This is a genomic window from Sporolactobacillus sp. BBK16-2, from assembly GCF_059878335.1.
On record NZ_CM187611.1, the window covers coordinates 2,252,447 to 2,273,624 of the forward strand.

Genomic DNA, 21,178 nt, shown 5'->3' on the forward strand with positions numbered 1-21,178 from the left:
GGTATGAAAAATAATAAACTGACAAACGGATCGAACATGCGCTGGGAATCAAGCCGCATGATGCTGCCCGAGCATGTACAAGCGCTCCGCGAATTAGCACGTGAAGAGTCAAAAAGAGAACGTCCTTACTTAGATGAACAGAGACTCGAGGAGATCGAGCAGATTGTTCGTGAAGCAGCTCTCACCAAAAAGTCAGTGAATATCGACTCCTTTCATAACGGAGTCATTCAAAAGATCCCCCAATGCCACTTATCGATTGATGAAAATAAGCGATGTCTTCATATCAGCGATCAATGGGGTATGCTCCATAACATATCTCCTCGTGATATCATCGACATTCGGTTCAACTAAAAAAACCGGCATACATGAATTGCCGGTTTAAACAGACATTCAATTGTTGCGGTCGCGGTGACGCATCATTCGCAAATGGAGCGGAATGACCAGCCAATATACGAGTACGAAGACAATGAGCGAGCCAATGCCGCTCCATCCTTTATCTCTAAAATAGCCGACCCATTCAATGCCCCAGTAGGAAAGCATTGAAATCATTGTGAACAGAACAACCATAAGCCATCTATTCTTCTCCGTTCTAAAATTCGAGAAGATAACGGCTAATGAAGAAGGAATAAAAGAAAAAGCCATGAAGTCGCCCAAGCCTGTAATATGTGCACTGCCTACATCGTAGAAATCGAGCACATTCCCGGTGATCGTATCCAGCATCCATGTAATGAACCCGAATACACCATAGGTCAAATAAATTTCTCTCCACGTCAATTGCTTTTTTTTCATAAAAAGCGCAAACAAAAGGAGCAAAATTGAAAGTGTAATTGGAAACCATGAACCTTTAGATGTTAAATCCAGATTTTTCACAATCGTATTCATTTTGTTTTCTCCTCAGCAAGGATCTGCACGATTCACTTACGATTAAAGAATAGTATTTCCGTAATGAAAGGTTTCAATTCACATCAATGGATTTGTTATACTTAGAACAAGGTGAGGTGATTCCATGTGCGGTCGATTTACGCTGATTGCGCCCTATGAATACATTGTTCATCGTTTTCAAATACAACATGCTGCTGAAAAAGAAGACTATACAGCTAATTATAATATTGCACCTGGTCAAAAGATTCTTTCTGTTGTTAAAGGGAGTAAAGGAAACCGCATGGGCTATCTTCACTGGGGGTTGATTCCATCCTGGGCGATGGATGACAAAATCGGCTATAAGCTGATTAACGCTCGAGCCGAGAGCCTCTTGCAGAAGCCAAGCTTTCGAGAGCCTTTTCTCAGAAAGCGCTGCCTTATTATCGCCGATTCGTTCTATGAATGGGACCATCATGCTTCAAAGCAAAGAATTCCCTACCGGTTTACCATGAAGTCCAACGAACTCTTTGCTATGGCGGGCTTATGGGATTCATGGACGACAAAGGACCATCAATTGGTTTACAGTTGCACAATTATTACTACAGAAGCAAATGCATTAATGCAACCCATTCATGACCGTATGCCGGTTATTTTAACCAAAGAGGACGAAGACAAATGGCTGAACCCCGATACGGAAACAAAAGAACTGATGCGCATGCTTAAGCCCTTCGATCCTGAACACATGCAATCCTATGAAGTCTCGCAAGATGTAAATGCAGTGCGCAACAATGCGCCTTACCTTATCAAGAAGATGTAAGGCTACATCGGTAAATGGGCATCCGCTCAATCACGAAAACCCATCTCTTCATATAATAAATTATCAAGTGATGAGGAGGTGTCTGCCATGGGTTGCGAAACGAGCGGATGGGGCTATGGCAACGGTTTTGCGCTGCTGATTGTTCTATTTATCTTGCTTGTCATCATCGGTGCTGCTTATTGCTATTGATTCTGAAACGCCGCCCTGGCTTTACCTGTAAACTCTTTCTTTAGAGCTGCCACATGAACTAAGCCGTCTTTTAGAACTATGTGACACATACAAGTCAAAAAAAATCCGCCGTTCATCTTGAGCGGGCGGACTTTTTGATCTTGTTATTTAGTATTAAAGAGATGCCTTGTAAATAGCAAGTACATCCTCACGATTTAATTTCTTGAACTGACCAAATATACCTCTGGCCATCGCGCGATCTGCAAGCAGGTCCAGTTTGCTGTCATCAATTTCGTAATCTGCTAGCCTGCTTGGTGCACCGATCTTCGACCAGAACGAACGCAGTGACTCAATACCCTCAAGTGCAACCTCGCGATCCGTCTTACCTTCCGATTGAACATGGAAAACACGCTCAGCCATCTGTTTGAAACGGCCGACATTGACATCAAGATTATGTTTCATCCAATTTGGAAATAAAATAGCTAATCCGCCGCCATGAGGGATGTCATACACTGCAGAAACAGCATGCTCCAAATTGTGTGAAGCCCAATCTCCATTGAATCCCATCGAGACCATACCGTTCAGTGCCATCGTCCCGCAGTAAAGGATCGTTTCGCGAAGATCATAATTTTCAAGATCATCGACAAGTTTCGGAGCAGCCTCTATAACGGTTTGAAGGATGGATTCGCACAGCCTGTCTTGCAGCGGCGTATGTTCTGTCGGATGAAAATAATGTTCAAAGACATGTGCCATCATATCCACCATGCCATAAATTGTTTGATTTTTAGGCACAGAAAAGGTAAACGTCGGATCCAAGATTGAGAAAGCCGGATACGAATTGGCACAGCTCCACCCATACTTTTCATGTGTTTCCCAGTTAGTAATCACTGAGCTAGGATTCATTTCCGATCCCGTTGCGGCCAATGTTAGGACTGTACCAAACGGCAGTGCATCTGTAGGCAGTTTCTTACGGGTAATAAATTGCCATGGGTCACCGTCAAACTTTGCACCAACAGCAATCGCTTTGGTACAATCAATGACGCTCCCGCCGCCGACAGCAAGCAGAAATTCAATTCCATTATCTGCGCATAGAGCAATTCCCTTCTTAACCGTGGAAAGCCGTGGATTCGGTTCTACACCTTGCAGCTCATAAACCTCCGCATCAATTCCATTCAAGATGTCCTTGACTTGGTCATATAAACCTGAGCGTTTAATGCTGCCTCCGCCATAAACAAGCAAAACGCGCGTTCCGTATTTAGGCAGCTCGTCCTTTAATTTTTCCAGTTGACCCTTACCAAAGATCAATTTCGTCGGATTGTGAAAAATAAAGTTATCCATGATTCTACCGCCTCACTGTTCAATGTACACACGAAGAAATGTGCAGTTACGTTTCTATTATATACGCAAAACTGATCGAATCGCACCATGGAAGCCCATGCTTTGAGCTAAGATTACTTCAACTTTACAGTTACATCGACCGATCCGTCCATTGAACTGAGAGCAGAAACATCGGAGGTTATTTTTCCGAGAGGTATACCTGGGGAGTCCATCTTCGGCTGATTACCTTTGCTAACCGGTGTCGGGCCGAAGAAAACGCAGAAGGAATTTCCTTCCGGCCATAGTCCGACTTCGCCAACATCAAATTGATCTGTTTTCTTGCCTTCAGAAGGAATGGATTTTGGAATTTCACCATAGTATTCACCTTCACCCCAACGGCTGGCTTTGATTTTCATTGGCATCGTCTTGATTAGCGCCTGTGCCGAGGGGTTGTCATAGAGATCCATTTCAAACGTTTTGCCGTCAATAGTCACAATGGCCGTTTTTCCACTCCGTTTTTGGGTTGTACTAGTGCTGGTGTCACTTTTCGCCGATACCGTTGAATGCTCCGTATCCGATTTTGGACTCGAGGAAGTGTTTGATCCGCATGCAGAAAGGAGCAAAAAAAATAAGAGCATTGCTATGGCTAACTGCTTCATGAAAAAGTCTCCTTCATTCTGACTTTAACATTAATTATAACAGTAAATTTTTTATTGACTAAATATTCTGCTTATATGTGATTTAAAGTCATCATCCTGTCACAATTTTTCAAACATCCGTACCCTGATTTTTGAATTCTTGTTCCCAAAGGCGGATAATGATTGTACAAAATAGTGACAATTAATGAACATAAGCTTAAGGATGTGTTTCTGCTTGTTTTTGACCAACTATCGATTTCTCCAATGGAGTATTGCAATCAGTGTCGCCGTATTCGTTATTTGCTTTGCCATTATCGCTACGCTCGGCTTTACACCGCTGTATTATTTTGATGTCCGGCATTTAAATATTGCCGAACAAACCGGCATCGGCAATGCACGTATTGCTGAAAATTATAATTACACGATTTTATATTTGTTAAATCCGTTTTCACAGTCATTTGACCTTCCCTCACTTGCCTCTTCGACTGGCGGGCGCATTCATTTTCAGGATGTGAAAAGAATTTTTACGGCAATCGAAGTCCTGTTTGTTTTATCGGCAGTCATCAGTGCCATCGGTATCAGAAAGAATATAAGATATCGCGACTATTCTTTTTTAAAGCCGGCGGCTATCGTGCTCACTTTATTTACCATCATACCGCTGCTCATGTTCGCTATCGATTTCAATCGTACATTCATCATGTTCCATAAACTATTTTTTAGGAACAATTATTGGATTTTCGATCCAAGTACAGACCCGATCATTAACATCCTTCCGGAAACATTCTTTCTACACGCAGCCCTGCTTATTCTTGGTATTATCGCGATTTGCATTACGGCAATGGTTTTAATCAATCGAAGACTGGCAGTAAACAGCTAAATCTTTGGATCTGATCGCTGTTTCAGCACGAAATCCCACTTCTCCATTTTCCATTGACACGGATCGGATACGTACTTATTCTTCGTCTCATGTCCCAGAGCGACAGCCGCTCATGTTTCAAATTCCTCAAAAAAGGAATAAGAATAAAGAGCACGACATCAAGGAGGCATTTTTTTATATGGATTTAGGCTTGGAAGATAAAGTAGTACTTGTTACCGGCGCCAACAATGGAATGGGACTTGCGATTTCAAAAGCTTTTCTAGATGAGGGAGCAAAGGTAGCGGGAGGGGACTTAAGTGGTGAACACTTAAAGGACCTTGAACCTGCAGATTCGATCTACCCCATAATTGCTGACCTAAGCACAAAGGAAGGCACTGAAAAACTTGTTCAGGAATGTGTTGATCATTTTGGCAAGATTGATATTCTGGTGAACAATGTTGGTATTGCGAACTATAAAAGCAGCTTTCTGGATTTGACTGACGACGATTGGAATCGAACGCTGCAGACAAACCTGTATGCGATGATTCGAACCTCACGAGCCGCGTTGCCGCACTTGAAAAAGCAGAGCCATTCGGCGATTATTTCAATCGGTTCTGAAAGCGGACATGTTCCGGATGAATTCGCTATCGACTACAGTGTCAGTAAAGCAGGTGTGATCAATCTGACAAGTGCTTTAGCTCATGAATTCGGCAATGACGGCATCCGTGTAAATTGTGTCTCACCCGGACCAACGCGAACAAACATGTGGGAGCAGCCTGGCGGGATGATTGATATGCTTGCCGAAAAATTTTCAATGGACGGCGAGGATGCAGTTAAGCATTTTGCTGCAAATGTTCGTCAAATACCGCGCGGCGAGATTGGAAAGCCGGATGAAATTGCGCAGACAGTACTTTTTCTTGCATCAGAAAAAGCATCGTATGTTAATGGCGCTGAATTTGCCGTTAATGGCGGCTCAGTAAGATATCACTAACACACAAAAATCAATTAAAAGAAACGTTCTGAATCTTGTTGATGGATAAAGAAGAACCGGGAAACGAATCAATCATTCGATTCCCGGTTCTTTTCCGGAACATATTCGCATGATCAGCCAGACAAACCGTTTCGATATTTATAGGTCAACAGATCATTCAAAACCGCAATCTGCTCTAATATATTTTTACCGATGTTCGTCTCGCGTACCTTTTTTCTTCGCAGTTCACGATCCACAAGTCGGCGAACGGAGAGCACATCCGTTCCATTTTCCAGGACATCCTCCTTAGAATGAAACCGTTGATGCGCCACGAGCTGCATACCATAGGAATTGTATAAGAGTGTATAGCCTGCAATGCCCGTTTTCGACTGATATGCCTTTGAAAATCCGCCGTCAATGACAATCATTTTGCCGTTCGCTTTAATCGGATTCTCTCCATTAATTTCTTCTACCGGCGTGTGTCCGTTAATGATGTGTCCTTCTTCAGCATCCAGATCAAATTCTGTGAGCATTCGGCGACATATTTCCTCTTTTTCACGAAGCTTGTAATATGGGTTTTTCTGTTCTGCATGAGTTTCCTTATCCTTAATAAAATAGCGTTCGAAGGTCGTCATATCCTTCTTTCCGAATAAAGATGAATTTTCTCCGGTCCATAGATACCAAACCATATCCGTCGCAAAGTCATCGGTTTCCGGACGGTGTGCACAGCTGTACCGCAGATAATATTCAAATACATCGAGAAGCTGCTTTCCCGAATAATCCTTGCCCTTAATGACCATATGCTTCATACTTCCGTCTTCATTAAGCGGCAGGCAGCCATGAATCAGCAAATTACCATTGTATTTTAAATAGAGACTGCCTTTCCCAATCAGAAAATTCATATGTCTCGCTAATTTTTCAGAATGGCGAATGGAAAACAACAGCTTCTCAATAACCTGTTCTTCCTCAGGCAGCAACTGCTCCGGATGATCAGAATTTACCGTCGCAAAACATGTATTCGACAGTTTGTACACCTTACCGTTAAGTCGAATGGTCTGATTGTCATAGTCAATTTTATCAAGGAGCAAGCGGTGCTCCATTTGGAATTCTGGTCGCCTTTTAATTATTGGCATTTCAAGTTTGAATTGAATCATTGAGATCGCTTGATGCATCTTCGTAATTTGCAACCGCTCACTCTCTGAAATTTGACAATCAGTGCCCATCTTCGGACGGAATGCAGGGTTATCATCGTAGTATTTTTCCGCAAGATTAAGAAGCGGAATGAGATTAATGCCATAGATATCTTCAATAATATCGAGATTGTTATAACGCGCGCAAATTCGGATGATATTGGCAAGACAAACCTTTGATCCCGCATAGGCGCCGATCCACAAGACGTCATGATTTCCCCATTGAATGTCTACAGAATGATAATTCATTAAAGTATCCATAATGCGCTCCGGATGCGGTCCACGATCATAAATATCACCAACGACATGGAGGTGATCAACAACCAGCCTCTGAATCGTGTAAGCAATCCCGATAATCAGTTTGCTCGCCTGACCCAATGCGATAATACGATTAATTATTTTTGAGTAGTACTCTTTTTTGTTGGCAAATTCATCTGTTTTATATAAAAGTTCTTCAATGATGTACACAAACTGCTCAGGCAAAGCCTTTCTCAGCTTGGAACGTGTATATTTTGATGAAGCAAAAGCTGCTAATTTGATCATTCGGCCGATTGTCGTTACATACCAGTGGTTCAATTGTTCAACAGTGAGTGATCTTTTTATCAATTGCAGCTTATCTTCAGGATAATACACGAGCACTGCGAATGAATTCACTTCTTCTGTAGAAAGTTCGTCCTTAAATAAATCGTGAATTTTCTGCTTCACATTTCCCGAACCATTTCGCAGAACATGCTGAAACGCGTAGTACTCCCCATGCAGATCACTGACAAAATGTTCTGTTCCCTTCGGCAAGTTCAAGATTGCTTCCAGGTTAATAATTTCTGTCGCCACTTTCTCTTCACAATCATACTTCTCAGCGAGTAAATCCAGATACTTTGTCTCCATCGATATCCCCTTAACCCTATGAATAATGAGTGATCGTTCACATTGCAATTGATGCTATTTTTTAGATTTCAGCCTGATTTCAACTTAAATAAATCCATTAAATCACAGTTTATAGTATAACATATTAGTTTGAATTCCGATCAATATGACATTTTATTCAATCATATATTACATACTATTAAACATTTCAAATAAATAACTCATTTTTGTCACTTCTTCCAGTTTTACTTCTAAAGAATACCAACCAATCATCAATTTCAGAATGCGCTTTCATTAAGATGATCAAGGTAAATTTGCCGCCGAACCATCGTGGATGATATTCAGTAAAAAGAGCATCCTAATTCAATGAAAAATGAAACACAATCATTTTGAAAAATTTTTTCACCCACCAAAAATACAAATGCTGTAACGAAGGAACTAATAGCGCCTTGACAAAGGAAAAAGTTATTGAAACAATAAATATAAAGTTAATTATGTGAAAATTGTTTTCTTAATAGGGAGAATAAACGACAGCTTCTGCCAGTCGTATATTCAATTAATTAGTCCGCTGTTGTCATGAATTCAGCGTACTAAAAGAAGAATTGGGGGATTAACTTGTGAATGAAGATGGAACTAATCCGCATCGAAAATTTGAACTCGTAATTAAATCAATGGTTTCGCTTATTGGCGTCGCAATCCTTGCCGCCGGTGCAACATTATGCAAAATGGGTAATGTCGGCCTCGATCCGTTCACAGCACTTAATATTGGGGTATCAAACAAATTACATATGAGTCTGGGCTTATATCAGCTGCTCACGAATATCGTTATCATCATCTTCGTACTCTTGCTTGACCGAAAGAAAATCGGTATTGGTACTGTTTTTAACATGGTTTTTGCCGGTTTTATGATTGATTGGTTTTCAACACTCTACGGAACACTCTTCCACTACCAGCCAACCCTTCTGACCGCAATTGTCAATGGACTGCTCGGGTTGCTTTTATTTACACTTGGAACATCACTTTATATGACTGCAGATCTTGGTGTTGCTCCCTATGATGCGTTGGCGCCGATCGCTTCAACTCGTTTGCATATTAAATATAAATACTGCCGAATTGTTCAGGACCTTGCATTCATGATTGCAGCTTTAATCATGGCTGGACCGATTGGTCTCGCAACCATCATCATTTCATTCTTCGCCGGTCCGCTGATTACGTTCTGGGACCACAAATTCAGCGAAAAATTGATTGATTCAGTTGCTGATTTCAGCAGGGAGCCGTCCAGCAAGAAAATTGGACATGGGTTCGATGTTGCCGGAAAATCCACCTATAACTTTGTTAAAGACAGCTATTTCCATACGGTGGAAATTCAAAAGAAGCTTTCGCACTACTCCGACCAGGAACTGGAACAGAAACAAAAACAAGTGCGACAAACCGTCAGTCAAGCGCGAAGCATTCTGAAGGATTCTGTTATTCAGTTAGGTCTTCTGAGAAAAGAACAGCATCGACGAAAACAAGAGGAAAAAAGCAGTGAACATGAAAAGTAATTGACGACACGCATGTTTGCTCTAACGAATTATTTTTTTTCGTTTTTGATTAAGAAAGGAGTTTGCTTTTAATGAACGCACTCGTTTTAACGGAAAAAGAATGTCTGGAGCTTCAAAATCTTCCCGATGTTCCGCTCAAAAATCATGAAATCAAAGTTAAGGTAAGCTATGTCGGCATTTGCGGTACTGACAAGCACCTTTATAAAGGACTCCCAGGATCCGGGGATGCAAATATGCCGGTCGTGCTTGGCCATGAGATTTCCGGTGTGGTCGCTGATTTAGGTCCAGAGGTGCACAGCGCGCTGAAAATTGGCGACAGAGTTGCCATTGATCCGAATATTCCTTGCGGATTCTGTCACTATTGTCACGAAGGCCGTCCGCAGCTTTGTGAACATAATCAAGCAGTCGGCGTGACACGCCACGGTGGCATGGCCGAATTCGTGAATGTACCGGAAACGAATGTCTACCAAATTCCGGACAGTCTCAGCTTGAAGGCTGCAGCAATGGTTGAGCCGGTCAGCTGCGCTGTGCACGGACTCGATGAACTGGAGATCAAGTCTCATCAAACCGCACTGGTTATTGGCGACGGCTTTATTGGTCAGATTTTCACTGCGATGCTGGCAGCAAAAGGTTTGAAGAAAATTGCAGTCAGCGGCCGCAACCCCAAAAAAGTAGAATTGCTGAAACGGATCGGCGCCGACGAAGTTTTTAATCCGGAAAAAGTGGAGCACACTGAAACCTATGATGTTGTGATCGAATGTGTCGGTTTGCCGAAAACACAGGAACAAGCAATTGCTTCTGCAAACCGCGGTGGTCAGGTTCTTATGTTTGGTGTTTCCGGACCCGACGATACCATCAACGTTAACTCCTATGACATCTTTTTTAAGGAATTGACCATTAAGGGTGCTTTTATCAATCCTCACGCCATGCAGGACGCGATTGAACTTATGGCAAGTGGGCAACTTGATGTTGAATCTCTGATTACCCATGACATGGAGCTTAAAGATATCCCGGATGTCCTAAGCGGCCGTATCCAGGAAAAAATCACTAAGGCTGTTGTGCAAATCAATAAATAATCGACAAGTGCGGATTCAGTCGTTTAAAAAAACGGATCAAAAAAAGCTGTCCATCGAATTGATGGGCAGCTTTTCCTACATTGTCACTTAATTATTGACCGCTTCTTTATCTTGATCCGTCGCTCTCATTGATTGAGCAACCTTGATCATCATCGCGCATTCAATACGTTTGCGGAAAATGTCGCAGCTGAACTCGAAATTTCCGGTCAGTGATCCCGTCGCGTGAAGTGAGTTTGCCGGGCATCCGCCACTGCAATAGAGCTTCGCCCAACAGTCTTGGCATTCCGGTTTGGAATAGCAATTTGTTTCCTTAAATTCATCTTGAATTTCCGGTGCCTTCACGCCATCCCAGATGTTGCCCATACTGTAGGATTCATCGCCAACAAATTGATGACAAGGGAACAATTCGCCCCATGGCGTGACTGCCATGTATTCCGTACCTGAACCGCAACCTGAAATACGCTTATGGATACATGGCCCTTCTGACAGATCAAGCATGTAATGGTAGAATATGAAGCCTCTGCCCTCTTCTTCGCGTTTAAGCATTTCTTTTGCGAGAAGTTCATATTGATCATAGATGACTGGGAGATCCTCTTCTTTAAGCGCATAGGGTTCTTTCGGATCACAAATCACCGGTTCCATCGACAGACGATCAAACCCAAGATCCGCCATATGGAAAAGATCATTAGTGAAATCAATGTTATTATGTGTAAACGTTCCACGCACATAATATTCCTTATCCCCGCGTTTCTTGACGAAATTCTGGAATTTAGGCACGATATAATCATAGCTTCCTTTTCCAGTGATCGTTTTGCGCAGCCGGTCATGTACTTCTTTGCGTCCGTCAAGGCTGAGAACGACATTGTGCATTTCCTTATTCAGAAAGTCAATGACTTCATCTTTGAGCAGCAAGCCGTTCGTAGTCAGCGTGAAACGGAAATGCTTGTTGCATTCCTCTTCTTTACTGCGCGCGTATGCGACAATCTGTTTCACAACTTTCCAGTTCATCAGGGGTTCGCCGCCGAAGAAATCCACGTCCAGATTGCGGTGAAAGCCGCAATTCTCAAGCAGAAAATCAATCGCCCGTTTACCGACTTCATAACTCATGATTGCCCGTGCACCATGATACTTTCCCTGGCTTGCGAAGCAATATTCACAAGTCAGATTGCAGGTGTGTGCAACGTTTAAGCACAACGCTTTGACATAGGTTTTTCTCTTCTTTAAATTAAAGGACAGATCCTTAAACTCATCTTCAGAGTATAGCTGACCATCTTTTTTGAGCTTCGCAACATCACTGATTGTTTCGCGAATGCTGTCTTCCGTTACATCATCATGATCTGCATACTTATTCAGCATCCGAGCAACTATGGTTTCAGGTTTCGTATCCTCATAAAGTGCAATCACATCGTAAGCCAGATCATCGACAACATGCACCGATCCACTGTATGTGTCAAGGACAATATTGTATCCATTTAATTTATATTGATGAATCATGCAATCAGACTCCTTCTTGCAAAAAATTGCCGCCCATCTGCATAGAGCAGTTGGGCGGTACACAGTTTTCTTACTTATCGATTAGACGGTTCAGCACATTGCTGATTTGCAACACCGCAAGATGTTTTACATGCGGATTGGCAAGAAGTTTGGCATTCGCCGTGTCCGCCATGATTTGCTGATTCTCTCAGATTCATCGTGTTCAACGTTACGATTCTTTTCATCATAAATGACCCCTTTTCGTTGTCTTTTAAATAACCCGGATCCATGAGTTTCTGCTTGCATCATTACCCGATCTAGTCGCCACAGCACGGTTTCCACATCATCAACGTTCACAATCAAAAGTCAGTGAAAACCTACTTTTTTCAGTATACAAAAAGAAAATTAACTTTACTGTGATGTTTGACATTGAAAAGGAAGAAAGATGAAAAAAATAATGATTATTTTATACATTCCATAGGTTTCCGACGCTCAATCTGTTCACAGACTTCATTGACATGAATTAAGTCCCGCTCTACCCGATCCAACCGATCATGTGCATCCTTCAGCAATTCGATAAATGAACGATACTCCTGACTCATGAGTTAACCGCTCCTCTGCCATAATATTTTTCCCGTATTGAGAACTAGTCTTTTTTCCTTATTCGATAATCCAATCGTAACATTCATGCGTCCAAAGGACCTATTATGTCCATTATATTCACTTTATTAGGATAAAAGGCCTATAATTATTTACCGTTAAATAATAGTTATTATTAATAATCCGGAATCAATGACAGTTAATGGGAGTACGTTGGGAAAAGCCTCGAAAAAAACAAAATTTTAACGATTTATTTATACAATAAATGGAATAAAAGAACTATTGATATTGATAAATTGTACCGATCACTTTAAAATAAACACAATGGCATGGTTCTCAATACATCTTTAATGAATCTATGATGACAGCCCTGAGTTTCCACAGACCATACTGTATACGCAATGTATAGGTACTACAATCTAATCTTTTAATCTGAGCTATCCTATTTTTATTCCTAACGAAAAATACAATGTACTATATTCCGTGTAAGGTTTTGTCGTTTTTGAATGAGAATATAGTTTATTAAGTTCAACATAGAATAAACCCACCATGAACAACTACATTTCTAAGGCACATATCGAGACAAGTGAATCAATACCTCAAGTGCCGTTTTAATTCCAAAAGTACCCTTTATGCACAAATTGGCAAGACATACGTTTACACCTTAAATTGGACTGTATATTTCATGTCATAGGCTGATTTCTTTCTATTAGGGAATGACCAATTTAAATCAAACAGGAGGAGTTTAATGTGAAAAAAGGAATGATATGTTCACTATTAGCTGCTGTTATGCTGATTGCGGGTTTTTTAAGTGCGTGTTCAGATGGAGGTTCTACCAGTTCAAACATCTCAAAAGATTTATCATCCACTTCGACATCGACAGGTGCTTCACACTCACAAAAAAGCTCTGATCGGTCATCAATTACAAAAACAGAATTCAATAAAATTAAAGATGGGATGACTTATAAAGAGGTCGCCACCATTGTAGGCAGCAATGGTGAAGTCATGAGTGAAGCTGGAGAAAAAGGTGATCCTGCACATACAGTCATTTACTCATGGAACGGAGATAAAGGATGGGGTGCCAATGCCAATGTAACTTTTCAAAACAATAAAGTAATAAACAAAGCGCAATTTGGTGTCGATTCCGGATCCAGTGCAAAAATAACAATGAAAAAATTTGATCAAGTAAAAAATGGTATGACATACGATCAAATTAAATCAATTATTGGTGGGGACGGGGCAAAAGATTCTGAAAGTGGTACAGAGGGATCTGCTGATTATACGGTTATTTACAGCTTTCAAGGATCTAATTTAGGAAGCAATGCCACATTCATGTTTCAAGGTGGAAAACTAATTAATAAGGCGCAAGCAGGATTAAAGTAAGATGTTTACTCATTTTTGAGTTTACATATAAAAAAGTTACTGGGGGAATTTATTATGGCAATAAAAAGCACTACCGGACGTGTACCGGAGATGGTCTTGGGGATTATCGGGGGTGTATTTGGAATTATCGCTGGTATATTAGCCATGTCTATAGGTTCATTAGCAGGAGCATTTGGACAAGGTGGATCCGATGTTATTGGATTGGGTCTTGGATGTATGTTTGTTTCCGTTCTTGCAATTATATTTTCATGTATCATCAACAAAAATCGCATCCTATTTGGTGTGCTTATTTTGGTTTGTGGAATTTTGAATATCATATTCGTCAGCATGTTTGGCATTCTGAGCGGCCTATTGATTATTATCGCCGGCATACTTGCCCTAGTTAGAAAATAATTTGTTGAAAAGCCGCTTCAGCGGCTTTTCTTTTACACATTATCAGCAGGCGAGCGTTTGGGATAAGCAGGATAAGATTATTTGAGATAATATTAAGCTATTGAGAGGTCTTTTTGTCAGCACACAAAGTGAATTTGAGTCTGAATGTCTGCATTATAAAATTAAAAATATACAAAAAAAAGCCTTAACTATCAAGACTTTTCGGTATGTCCCAGAAGGGATTCGAACCCATGACCCACGGCTTAGAAGGCCGTTGCTCTATCCAGCTGAGCTACTGGGACAAAATTAAGTTTTTTTAATGACGACCTATATTATTTTAGAGAATATGACAGGATCTGTCAATGGCTGATGAAAAATAATTAAAACTCGACTTTTCTACTGTTTATCAGTTTACCATTTTTTGAATCACCTGCAAAAAAGTAAAATTTAAAGGAGCGTTTTAGAGTGAAACGGAATGCTGAGTTTATTCTATCTTTAATTGGTTCAATACTGTCAACCATTGTTTGGCTCTTTCTGTGCATTGTTATTATCGCAACAGCAGCGGCTTATACCGGCTCAGCAGATGATGATGCGTCAATTACCATTTTTTTAATAGGCAATATCATTAGCTTACCTATAATTGTTTTTGCCTGGTTATCTACATTTAAAGTAAGAGAGGCCTCATCCGGGTGGAGCATTTATTTAATAGTCGGCGGTTCAATTTTTATCTTCTCTCCATTCTTTGTTTCTGGTGTTTTATTTCTCATCGCCGGTATTTTGTCCGTCACACATAAGACACCTACAACTCATTCAATTTCCGAATAACGATTTGTCCGTTTGTGTCCAAAATAATTCACTTTTTCTTTTTCTGATTTTTTCATCAATATGGGTTGACTCTCTTCCTGTTGGTATTATAATGGGCATTACAAAAAAGATAGAGATACAAACAAAACAGAAAAGAAGGCGTTTAGGATGTTGTTTACGAAAGATGATTTATCAGAAAAGCTGTACAATGCATTGAGCAAAAATCAACCGCTTGCGTGGAAGGATGTCGATCATTCCGATTTGACGCTTGAGCGCGCCTATGACGTGCAGCACGCATTTAACGAAAAAAAAGGTGAGCCGGTCAAGGGGTACAAAATCAGCTTGACAAGCAAACAGACACAAGATATGTTCCATTCGGACTCTCCGCTCTATGGACAAATCGTTGCCTCCAGCGTCTTGAAGGATGGTGCAGAGGTTGATCTTAGTACATTGAATGAACCGTTGCTCGAACTTGAATTGGAATTCACCGCTCTGGACGATTTGTCTCCTGAAGATGATGAGCAAGCCTTGCTCGATAAAACCGAAGTTGCGCCTGGTATCGAAGTCCCCGATTCACGCTTCAAAGATTGGTTTCCTGTATTGCCTCTCGAACTCGTTATCTCAGACAGCGCCGTTTGCGGTCGGGTTGTTGTTGGCAAAGCTGCATCGAAACCGTCCGTTGAAGCATTGGCAGATGTAAAATCGACAGTTACCTTGAACGGAAAACCATTGACGTCAGGCGTTTCCTCAGAAGTGCTGGGTAATCCGCTGCACGCTTTGAAATGGCTGGTGCAGAAATTAGATCAAGAAAGTAAGAAGATAACTAAAGGCACGACCGTTTCAACCGGCACCTTCTGTTTGCCGAAGAAATTGGAAAAAGGAACTTATGTTGCGACGTTCGACCATAACCTTGGCAGCGTCACACTACATGTAAAATAAGTTGATATATTGTTAAAAAACGGTCGGATCCTGTGCTTAGGACTCGGCCGTTTTATTTTTTTGATGCGCAGTACTATATGAACCGCACATTATCTCTATTTTCGTCCTTTTGAATTTTGAAAGTTATGTTAAAACATTTGCTCTGTTCGGTTGAACTTTTTATTCGTTAGGTAGAACTTCTTTTCTTCGGTTCAACTTTCGCTCTCTTAGGTTGAACTTTCCATCCGTTAGGTGGAACTTTAGTCGTACTTTTTCTGAATCATTCCTTCGATTTAGTCACTGGATGGATCCTGTGTGTAAAAATCATAAGCTTTATTAAGGTGCAGTTCAAAATTTGCGAGCACCTTTTTCGCATGCAAGCTGGACAGGTTGAACGCTTGCCATGAACGATCCTCGTTCAATTCCTTTTTGCGTTCGTATAAATAGTTTTCTGTCTTAGCACGCACCGCCTCATCCTTTGCCTGAAGCAATCCGGTAAGCTGAGGAATAGCACTGTCAGAAAGTGAAGATAAGTAACCCACATCAATTTTTCCTGTCTGCTCATAGCGTTCTATGTTCCATTTAGTGATCAGCACGTCACTATTGATGTAGTTGATCAATACGAAAGCGGCAATCGCAGTAAGCAAATAGTATTTAAACAGCTTGACGCGCGTATTCCAGATTCTGTACAGCGTAAAAATGAACAGGATAAAGAGTACTATCATAAACGCATGAGTCAGTACGCGAAGATAAGTAAATCCATACATCTGCTCATATAAATACATGCGGATAAACGCAGAGCCGAGCATAATCAACGTACAGCCGACAAGCAATGATTCAAGAGCCTGAAGCGTTTGATCCATGATTTTGCCACTTTTTTTCGTCCAATAAACGAGTGCGAGTAAGATGCTGAAATTGATCAATGTTACAAGGACAAGCTCAAAGAATCCGCGGCGCGCGTATTCCGCATAGGTAAATGGTTTGGGGAGTTCAAGCGAAAAGCCGCCGAACAGATATGAAAATTGAATCAACGTGAAAAATACATAGATTGCGTTAATAATGCTCAAGATTGTGGCAGCAATAACTTGGTCAAAACTATTTGTTAAACTTACATAGTCCTCGGGTTGCCGGAACGTGGTTAACGGCCTTTGTTTCGTGATTAAGCTCCAAATATAGCTGAATGAACACAATGCGATCACTGTCGCAAAAATAAATCGAGGCATAAATTGATCAAGATTAATCGCTGCGAATACCTCTGGAATCGACCCTAGAAAATAGCTGAATACCTCATCTGCAGAAGCAAGCAGAGTAACAACGATAACAACGAGCGGAACCGCAATCAGCACCCCGATAAATACTTTGGTCAACGGACTGCTTTTCCTAGCGGACAATCCTCTGTTCAAACGTCTCGCAACCAAGCGGAACGGCAGAAAAAGAAAAGCAAACGGCCGATAAAAGAATCCAAGAAATACATCGCCGATGAACTTAGCAGAGTCCCAAGCGAATTTGGAGCGTCCTGCGGCGAGAGTGGTTTGCATTACAATCAATACCGATATCGCCAAAATATTTAATGCATTGAAAACCATATTTGAGAAAATCAAGTAAGTTAGTGACAGTAGAATAATCGGTATCATTAAGAACCAGGCGAAATCCCTGCGTACCGTCACAAGGTTGCGCGTATTCCATAGAAATACGCTGTAAAATGCAAAAACGAATAATGGAATTGAAATACCGGGAAGCTGTTCAAAGAAGAACCAGTTGGCCAAAATGCCTAGCAGCACAGTACAAAGTAAAAGTCTGCTGCTCCTATTATGTAGCATGGGACGATCACTTCGTTCATATAGTCTATTTGCTGTTGAAAAGTCTTCCATTACCTGACACCTCTTTTAATTAGTAATCAAAGCTGTTACGCGCGATACGTCTTTTTTTACGTTTCGTCCGCTTCATAAGCCAGCAGCTCGCCGGGCTGACAGTCGAGCGCTTTGCAGATCGCCTCAAGCGTGGAAAAACGGATCGCCTTTGCTTTATTGTTTTTCAAAATAGATAGATTTGCAGGTGTGATCTGTACCTTTGCTGCAAGTTCGGTCGCGCTCATTTTTTTCTTTGCCATAACGACATCAAGATTTACAACTATAGCCATCCTTCGCACCTCTATACTGTTAAATCATTTTCTTCTTTGACAACCACGGCCTGCCTGAAAACCTCTGCAAGGATGATGGAGAAGAATCCCGCGATAATAAAAATCATTGCAATGATAATTGTGAAAAAAGAATTGAAGCACACAACCTTAACCACATAGCAGAATGAAATAATAAAAGAAGCCATCGCGATTCGTCTCAGGCTGTGTACATTATCCATCATGAACGGATTGTGTCTGTTTAATGTCTTAAAAATCCGTCCGACTTCATACACAATCTGCAGAGCAAAAATACCCGTGACATAAAGAAAAATAAGTAAAAACCAATAATTGCGGTTCGTCTCATAGCTCAATTGATTCATATACCAATTGACCGACCATGGAAGACTTAAGAGTATGCCGATCCCTCCAAGAAAAATCAGATCAAGCATGTGCTTGACATAACCCGAAAGCCCTTTTTCATCAAGAATAACCATTCTCATTCACCTCTCATCTGATTTCCAAAATGATTATAGCATAAAAATTATTGAATAACAGCATTTATTTATTGTTTTTCGATAATTAATTTCCGTTTAAAGATAACTAACACAACTTAGGCACAAAAAAAACGGTGCAGCTAAAGTTCGCACCGATCGAAATTCATGATTATTTTATTGTAATGAGAACATAAATAGTGGCATCAAATGAGGTATTAGCTGATGCTCCCTCAATTGTGAGATTTTGAAAAACCACCTTTATTTTTGCCTTATCGTTCTCTTTTTCGAAAGACATCTGATCAACAGCTACCGTATCTGTTCCCTCAATTTTTTTACTTTTTTCTACGTGATTAATCATTGGGGCAAGCGGTGCGGATAGAATAACTCGTTCTTTCGAATCAGTAATTTGAATGGCACCGTATTTCGCATTAGGATCAAAGGACACCTGATAGGTCGATCCGCCTACCGACATCCTGCTTATCGAAAAGTCGCTCTTTCTCCCCGATTTACTGATTGAAAGACTCGCTAAATGATCATAACCGGTAATACCCACTGCATGATTCGTGCCGATGTCATAGCTTTGGTAATCGCTCTTAGCATAGGGCGAGAATCCAAAGGTTTTTTCAAAATCAGTTGAGAAGTCGAAGTTCTTCGGTAAATAGGACAAGCGTTGGAGTGCGCCAATCTGATCAAGATAGTTGATCGAACGAGCAATGGCTTCCTGATCCTTTCGATCTATATTTGGATTCGAATGAATTTGTTGATTCCGAATCATTTGATTGTGATCAAGAACCGTGTAAAGTTGAGAAGTCTGACTGATCCGGCTGACCGTAAACGCGTCAATTGGCGGCGTCACTGCGATTACGGAGCAAACAATCGCGAGAACGGCGATATATCCCTTATTTTTCAGCGATGAGATACTTAAAAGGACGCCGCTTACTGCCGCATAAAGACAGAAAAACAAGACAAGGTAACGCGTATGCGTCATTCCTTGATTTAAAACAATGATCAAAGTCGACACAAACTGGAAAAGGGCTACAGGGATCAGTAGTTTAGGGGCCAAGTTGCGAAAAAGCACTGTAAACCGATTCAGTAAGCTATTCGATAAAATATAGATCATCAGCACCGCGATACAGTAAGACAAAATGAGCGGTTCGAGCAAATTTTCATTCCAATCGCTGAGCACCATGGTTTTAATCATATAGATGAGCAGTACAAGACTGTATATTGCCGCTACTGGGATCATGACATAAGAAATCAGCACATCAAGGAATTTGGGAACTTTTGCTGCACGTTCGATTTCCGCTGAGTTCTCACGAAATACGGGAAGCAGAGATAGAAAGAGTGTTGGTGCCCCCACCGTCCACAGAATGACCCCCGTATATGAATACGGTCGTGATCCGATTTGAACGAGCAGCGTATCCACGGCAACAAGAATCAGCAAGATGCCGCCATAAAGGATTGTGGAGAAAAAGAGTGAAATAAATACGGATTTAAATAAAATCATAAAGTTTGCATAGTAAGAACTGCCTCCTCTAAGTGAGGGAAGCCAAGCAAAAGCAATAAAAAGTCCAAAAACAACGATACTCGTTCGCGTAATCACGATTGTGCTGAAAGCCGGATCATGGCGAATCAAAAGAAAATTAAGAAAAGTGAGCAACGCTGCTCCTGCCATTGGCAATATGCATGTCCGCCATGAATGCGCATATCGCTCGACAGATACTTGAGCTGCACTAAATGCAAGCGCAGCAAAAATCAACGTAACAATCACGCTACCATATTCATGACCGGACTCAATGGTCATGCACTGCATCACTGCAAGAACAATAAGCAGCAGAAAGGTTATCGGAAATCTTACAATCGTTGCATTCAAACCTGTCAGTCGCCTTGTCATCGCAACGAGCATTTTCATAATGATCACCCCTGTGGGCTATTCTGTGTTCCAACGTTCTATTTACGAAAACAAACGCTGAGCAGCTTCATTTAAACACGATTATCTGCAAAGATAAGCAAGGTTTGATTGAAAAAATGGACGCCTTCCGGCTTGCATTGGACAAAATAAAGGGTGTAAACTATATATATGAAAGCGCTAACATCTTAACTTAGGGAGCGTGACAGAGATATGATGATACTAGGTGTGTTTGGAACGGTTTGCGTTATTATTCCGGTCGTTGGTGCTGTAATTTGGGATCGCTATCATACCCGTGTTCAATAAAAATGGGTTATCCCAAACCAGATAGAGATTTTTCCCCAATAAAAACGAATCGCTCATGCCTGCTTCCTGCAGACATGAGCTTTTATTTATTCGAGCAAATGTGTTGTTTATTGGTTCAATTAATTGTGATAAACCCTAACCTTGATCTTCTTTCTTCCCCACTTAATCGCTTGTTTTCTTGTTTTATAGTGAACATCGATGACTTTTCCTTTAATTCGTCCGCCTACATCTCTTGCGATCGCATATCCATAGCCTGGTACATATACTTTTGATCCAAGCGGAATGACGCGAGGATCAACGGCAATTGCTTTTGCCGTCGGATATTTTTTATAATTAAAACCTGTTGCGGTTCGTCCAAGCTCACAGTATGAAGTCGCGCTGACTGTAATATTTTTATATTTTGATTTTGCTGTCGCAGCATTCTCCGGAATTCCGGCCAACAGAACAGCGATTATGGCGATTAACAAAATGATTTTTTTCATGTTCAACATCCTTTGTT

Annotated in this window: 23 protein-coding genes and 1 tRNA gene; 11 read left to right on the forward strand and 13 right to left on the reverse strand. The window is 41.1% G+C overall.

Annotation, left to right across the window (positions count from 1 at the left end; genetic code table 11):
• Window positions 1–3 precede the first annotated feature (3 nt).
• A complete protein-coding gene (locus AC6F33_RS11295; RefSeq protein ID WP_255745610.1) occupies window positions 4–351 on the forward strand; it encodes a YolD-like family protein in 348 nt (115 codons plus the stop codon).
• A 39-nt stretch (window positions 352–390) separates the two neighbouring features.
• Here AC6F33_RS11295 and AC6F33_RS11300 read toward each other — a convergent pair whose 3' ends face one another.
• Window positions 391–882, reverse strand: a complete 492-nt coding sequence (locus tag AC6F33_RS11300) for a hypothetical protein (protein ID WP_255745611.1) — start codon at window positions 880–882, stop codon at window positions 391–393.
• A 124-nt stretch (window positions 883–1,006) separates the two neighbouring features.
• On the opposite strand from AC6F33_RS11300, the gene AC6F33_RS11305 reads away from it, so the two are divergent.
• Both AC6F33_RS11305 and AC6F33_RS11310 read left to right on the forward strand, forming a co-directional pair.
• Window positions 1,007–1,678: an SOS response-associated peptidase gene (locus AC6F33_RS11305; RefSeq protein WP_255745612.1), complete on the forward strand. Its 672-nt coding sequence runs from the start codon at window positions 1,007–1,009 to the stop codon at window positions 1,676–1,678.
• Between the two features lie 87 nt (window positions 1,679–1,765).
• Window positions 1,766–1,867 (forward strand): YjcZ family sporulation protein, encoded by a 102-nt coding sequence (locus AC6F33_RS11310; protein ID WP_253064976.1) that lies wholly within the window; start codon window positions 1,766–1,768, stop codon window positions 1,865–1,867.
• 153 nt (window positions 1,868–2,020) lie between these two features.
• On the opposite strand, the gene AC6F33_RS11315 is transcribed toward AC6F33_RS11310, so the two are convergent.
• Together AC6F33_RS11315 and AC6F33_RS11320 are read right to left on the reverse strand one after the other, a co-directional pair.
• Window positions 2,021–3,184 carry an iron-containing alcohol dehydrogenase gene (locus AC6F33_RS11315; protein ID WP_255745615.1) on the reverse strand — a complete coding sequence of 388 codons (1,164 nt, stop codon included), beginning with the start codon at window positions 3,182–3,184 and terminating at the stop codon, window positions 2,021–2,023.
• Between the two features lie 113 nt (window positions 3,185–3,297).
• The gene (locus AC6F33_RS11320; RefSeq protein WP_255745617.1) at window positions 3,298–3,822 is read right to left on the reverse strand and encodes a cyclophilin-like fold protein; all 525 of its coding nucleotides are present in this window, start codon (window positions 3,820–3,822) and stop codon (window positions 3,298–3,300) included.
• Between the two features lie 214 nt (window positions 3,823–4,036).
• On the opposite strand from AC6F33_RS11320, the gene AC6F33_RS11325 reads away from it, so the two are divergent.
• Both AC6F33_RS11325 and AC6F33_RS11330 read left to right on the forward strand, forming a co-directional pair.
• Entirely contained in the window at window positions 4,037–4,678 is a 642-nt protein-coding gene (locus tag AC6F33_RS11325) for a TIGR01906 family membrane protein (RefSeq protein ID WP_500777125.1), read from the forward strand.
• Between the two features lie 178 nt (window positions 4,679–4,856).
• The gene (locus AC6F33_RS11330) at window positions 4,857–5,648 is read left to right on the forward strand and encodes an SDR family NAD(P)-dependent oxidoreductase (RefSeq protein ID WP_500777126.1); all 792 of its coding nucleotides are present in this window, start codon (window positions 4,857–4,859) and stop codon (window positions 5,646–5,648) included.
• Between the two features lie 113 nt (window positions 5,649–5,761).
• On the opposite strand, the gene AC6F33_RS11335 is transcribed toward AC6F33_RS11330, so the two are convergent.
• A complete protein-coding gene (locus AC6F33_RS11335; RefSeq protein ID WP_255745621.1) occupies window positions 5,762–7,702 on the reverse strand; it encodes a fructose-1,6-bisphosphatase in 1,941 nt (646 codons plus the stop codon).
• 596 nt (window positions 7,703–8,298) lie between these two features.
• On the opposite strand from AC6F33_RS11335, the gene AC6F33_RS11340 reads away from it, so the two are divergent.
• Together AC6F33_RS11340 and AC6F33_RS11345 are read left to right on the forward strand one after the other, a co-directional pair.
• Window positions 8,299–9,225, forward strand: coding sequence for a YczE/YyaS/YitT family protein (locus AC6F33_RS11340; RefSeq protein WP_255745623.1), 927 nt, complete (start codon window positions 8,299–8,301; stop codon window positions 9,223–9,225).
• A 71-nt stretch (window positions 9,226–9,296) separates the two neighbouring features.
• Window positions 9,297–10,301, forward strand: coding sequence for a zinc-dependent alcohol dehydrogenase family protein (locus AC6F33_RS11345; RefSeq protein ID WP_255745625.1), 1,005 nt, complete (start codon window positions 9,297–9,299; stop codon window positions 10,299–10,301).
• Between the two features lie 87 nt (window positions 10,302–10,388).
• Here the strand turns inward: AC6F33_RS11345 and scfB are convergent, their stop codons facing one another.
• From scfB to AC6F33_RS11360, 3 genes are all read right to left on the reverse strand, one after another.
• Entirely contained in the window at window positions 10,389–11,795 is a 1,407-nt protein-coding gene (gene scfB / locus AC6F33_RS11350; protein WP_500777127.1) for a thioether cross-link-forming SCIFF peptide maturase, read from the reverse strand.
• Window positions 11,796–11,869: 74 nt separating this feature from the next.
• Window positions 11,870–12,019 (reverse strand): six-cysteine ranthipeptide SCIFF, encoded by a 150-nt coding sequence (gene scfA / locus AC6F33_RS11355; protein ID WP_255745628.1) that lies wholly within the window; start codon window positions 12,017–12,019, stop codon window positions 11,870–11,872.
• 216 nt (window positions 12,020–12,235) lie between these two features.
• The gene (locus AC6F33_RS11360) at window positions 12,236–12,376 is read right to left on the reverse strand and encodes a hypothetical protein (RefSeq protein WP_255745630.1); all 141 of its coding nucleotides are present in this window, start codon (window positions 12,374–12,376) and stop codon (window positions 12,236–12,238) included.
• Window positions 12,377–13,124: 748 nt separating this feature from the next.
• Between AC6F33_RS11360 and AC6F33_RS11365 the strand changes: the two genes are divergently transcribed.
• Window positions 13,125–13,757, forward strand: coding sequence for a DUF3862 domain-containing protein (locus AC6F33_RS11365; protein ID WP_255745632.1), 633 nt, complete (start codon window positions 13,125–13,127; stop codon window positions 13,755–13,757).
• A 54-nt stretch (window positions 13,758–13,811) separates the two neighbouring features.
• A complete protein-coding gene (locus AC6F33_RS11370) occupies window positions 13,812–14,150 on the forward strand; it encodes a DUF4064 domain-containing protein (protein WP_255745634.1) in 339 nt (112 codons plus the stop codon).
• Between the two features lie 207 nt (window positions 14,151–14,357).
• Here AC6F33_RS11370 and AC6F33_RS11375 read toward each other — a convergent pair.
• Window positions 14,358–14,431: transfer RNA gene (locus tag AC6F33_RS11375), tRNA-Arg, on the reverse strand.
• A 163-nt stretch (window positions 14,432–14,594) separates the two neighbouring features.
• Between AC6F33_RS11375 and AC6F33_RS11380 the strand changes: the two genes are divergently transcribed.
• A complete protein-coding gene (locus AC6F33_RS11380; protein WP_255745637.1) occupies window positions 14,595–14,954 on the forward strand; it encodes a hypothetical protein in 360 nt (119 codons plus the stop codon).
• 147 nt (window positions 14,955–15,101) lie between these two features.
• Window positions 15,102–15,872, forward strand: a complete 771-nt coding sequence (locus AC6F33_RS11385) for a 2-keto-4-pentenoate hydratase (RefSeq protein WP_255745639.1) — start codon at window positions 15,102–15,104, stop codon at window positions 15,870–15,872.
• Between the two features lie 272 nt (window positions 15,873–16,144).
• Here the strand turns inward: AC6F33_RS11385 and AC6F33_RS11390 are convergent, their stop codons facing one another.
• The 5 genes from AC6F33_RS11390 to AC6F33_RS11410 form a co-directional block, all read right to left on the reverse strand.
• Window positions 16,145–17,722: a DUF4153 domain-containing protein gene (locus AC6F33_RS11390; protein ID WP_500777128.1), complete on the reverse strand. Its 1,578-nt coding sequence runs from the start codon at window positions 17,720–17,722 to the stop codon at window positions 16,145–16,147.
• Window positions 17,723–17,778: 56 nt separating this feature from the next.
• A complete protein-coding gene (locus AC6F33_RS11395; RefSeq protein WP_255745642.1) occupies window positions 17,779–17,991 on the reverse strand; it encodes a helix-turn-helix domain-containing protein in 213 nt (70 codons plus the stop codon).
• 11 nt (window positions 17,992–18,002) lie between these two features.
• Window positions 18,003–18,464, reverse strand: a complete 462-nt coding sequence (locus AC6F33_RS11400; protein WP_480952863.1) for a DUF2975 domain-containing protein — start codon at window positions 18,462–18,464, stop codon at window positions 18,003–18,005.
• 169 nt (window positions 18,465–18,633) lie between these two features.
• The gene (locus AC6F33_RS11405; RefSeq protein ID WP_500777129.1) at window positions 18,634–20,376 is read right to left on the reverse strand and encodes a DUF4153 domain-containing protein; all 1,743 of its coding nucleotides are present in this window, start codon (window positions 20,374–20,376) and stop codon (window positions 18,634–18,636) included.
• Between the two features lie 422 nt (window positions 20,377–20,798).
• Window positions 20,799–21,161 (reverse strand): 3D domain-containing protein, encoded by a 363-nt coding sequence (locus tag AC6F33_RS11410; protein ID WP_500777130.1) that lies wholly within the window; start codon window positions 21,159–21,161, stop codon window positions 20,799–20,801.
• Between the last annotated feature and the right edge of the window lie 17 nt (window positions 21,162–21,178).

Bases quoted from the DNA above. Each gene is read 5' to 3' on its own strand.
- AC6F33_RS11295 (WP_255745610.1), top strand. From the start codon at position 4: ATGAAAAATAATAAACTGACAAACGGATCGAACATGCGCTGGGAATCA.
- AC6F33_RS11300 (WP_255745611.1), bottom strand. From the start codon at position 882: ATGAATACGATTGTGAAAAATCTGGATTTAACATCTAAAGGTTCATGG.
- AC6F33_RS11305 (WP_255745612.1), top strand. From the start codon at position 1,007: ATGTGCGGTCGATTTACGCTGATTGCGCCCTATGAATACATTGTTCAT.
- AC6F33_RS11310 (WP_253064976.1), top strand. From the start codon at position 1,766: ATGGGTTGCGAAACGAGCGGATGGGGCTATGGCAACGGTTTTGCGCTG.
- AC6F33_RS11315 (WP_255745615.1), bottom strand. From the start codon at position 3,184: ATGGATAACTTTATTTTTCACAATCCGACGAAATTGATCTTTGGTAAG.
- AC6F33_RS11320 (WP_255745617.1), bottom strand. From the start codon at position 3,822: ATGAAGCAGTTAGCCATAGCAATGCTCTTATTTTTTTTGCTCCTTTCT.
- AC6F33_RS11330 (WP_500777126.1), top strand. From the start codon at position 4,857: ATGGATTTAGGCTTGGAAGATAAAGTAGTACTTGTTACCGGCGCCAAC.
- AC6F33_RS11335 (WP_255745621.1), bottom strand. From the start codon at position 7,702: ATGGAGACAAAGTATCTGGATTTACTCGCTGAGAAGTATGATTGTGAA.
- AC6F33_RS11345 (WP_255745625.1), top strand. From the start codon at position 9,297: ATGAACGCACTCGTTTTAACGGAAAAAGAATGTCTGGAGCTTCAAAAT.
- scfB (WP_500777127.1), bottom strand. From the start codon at position 11,795: ATGATTCATCAATATAAATTAAATGGATACAATATTGTCCTTGACACA.
- scfA (WP_255745628.1), bottom strand. From the start codon at position 12,019: ATGAAAAGAATCGTAACGTTGAACACGATGAATCTGAGAGAATCAGCA.
- AC6F33_RS11360 (WP_255745630.1), bottom strand. From the start codon at position 12,376: ATGAGTCAGGAGTATCGTTCATTTATCGAATTGCTGAAGGATGCACAT.
- AC6F33_RS11370 (WP_255745634.1), top strand. From the start codon at position 13,812: ATGGCAATAAAAAGCACTACCGGACGTGTACCGGAGATGGTCTTGGGG.
- AC6F33_RS11385 (WP_255745639.1), top strand. From the start codon at position 15,102: ATGTTGTTTACGAAAGATGATTTATCAGAAAAGCTGTACAATGCATTG.
- AC6F33_RS11390 (WP_500777128.1), bottom strand. From the start codon at position 17,722: ATGGAAGACTTTTCAACAGCAAATAGACTATATGAACGAAGTGATCGT.
- AC6F33_RS11395 (WP_255745642.1), bottom strand. From the start codon at position 17,991: ATGGCTATAGTTGTAAATCTTGATGTCGTTATGGCAAAGAAAAAAATG.
- AC6F33_RS11400 (WP_480952863.1), bottom strand. From the start codon at position 18,464: ATGGTTATTCTTGATGAAAAAGGGCTTTCGGGTTATGTCAAGCACATG.
- AC6F33_RS11405 (WP_500777129.1), bottom strand. From the start codon at position 20,376: ATGAAAATGCTCGTTGCGATGACAAGGCGACTGACAGGTTTGAATGCA.
- AC6F33_RS11410 (WP_500777130.1), bottom strand. From the start codon at position 21,161: ATGAAAAAAATCATTTTGTTAATCGCCATAATCGCTGTTCTGTTGGCC.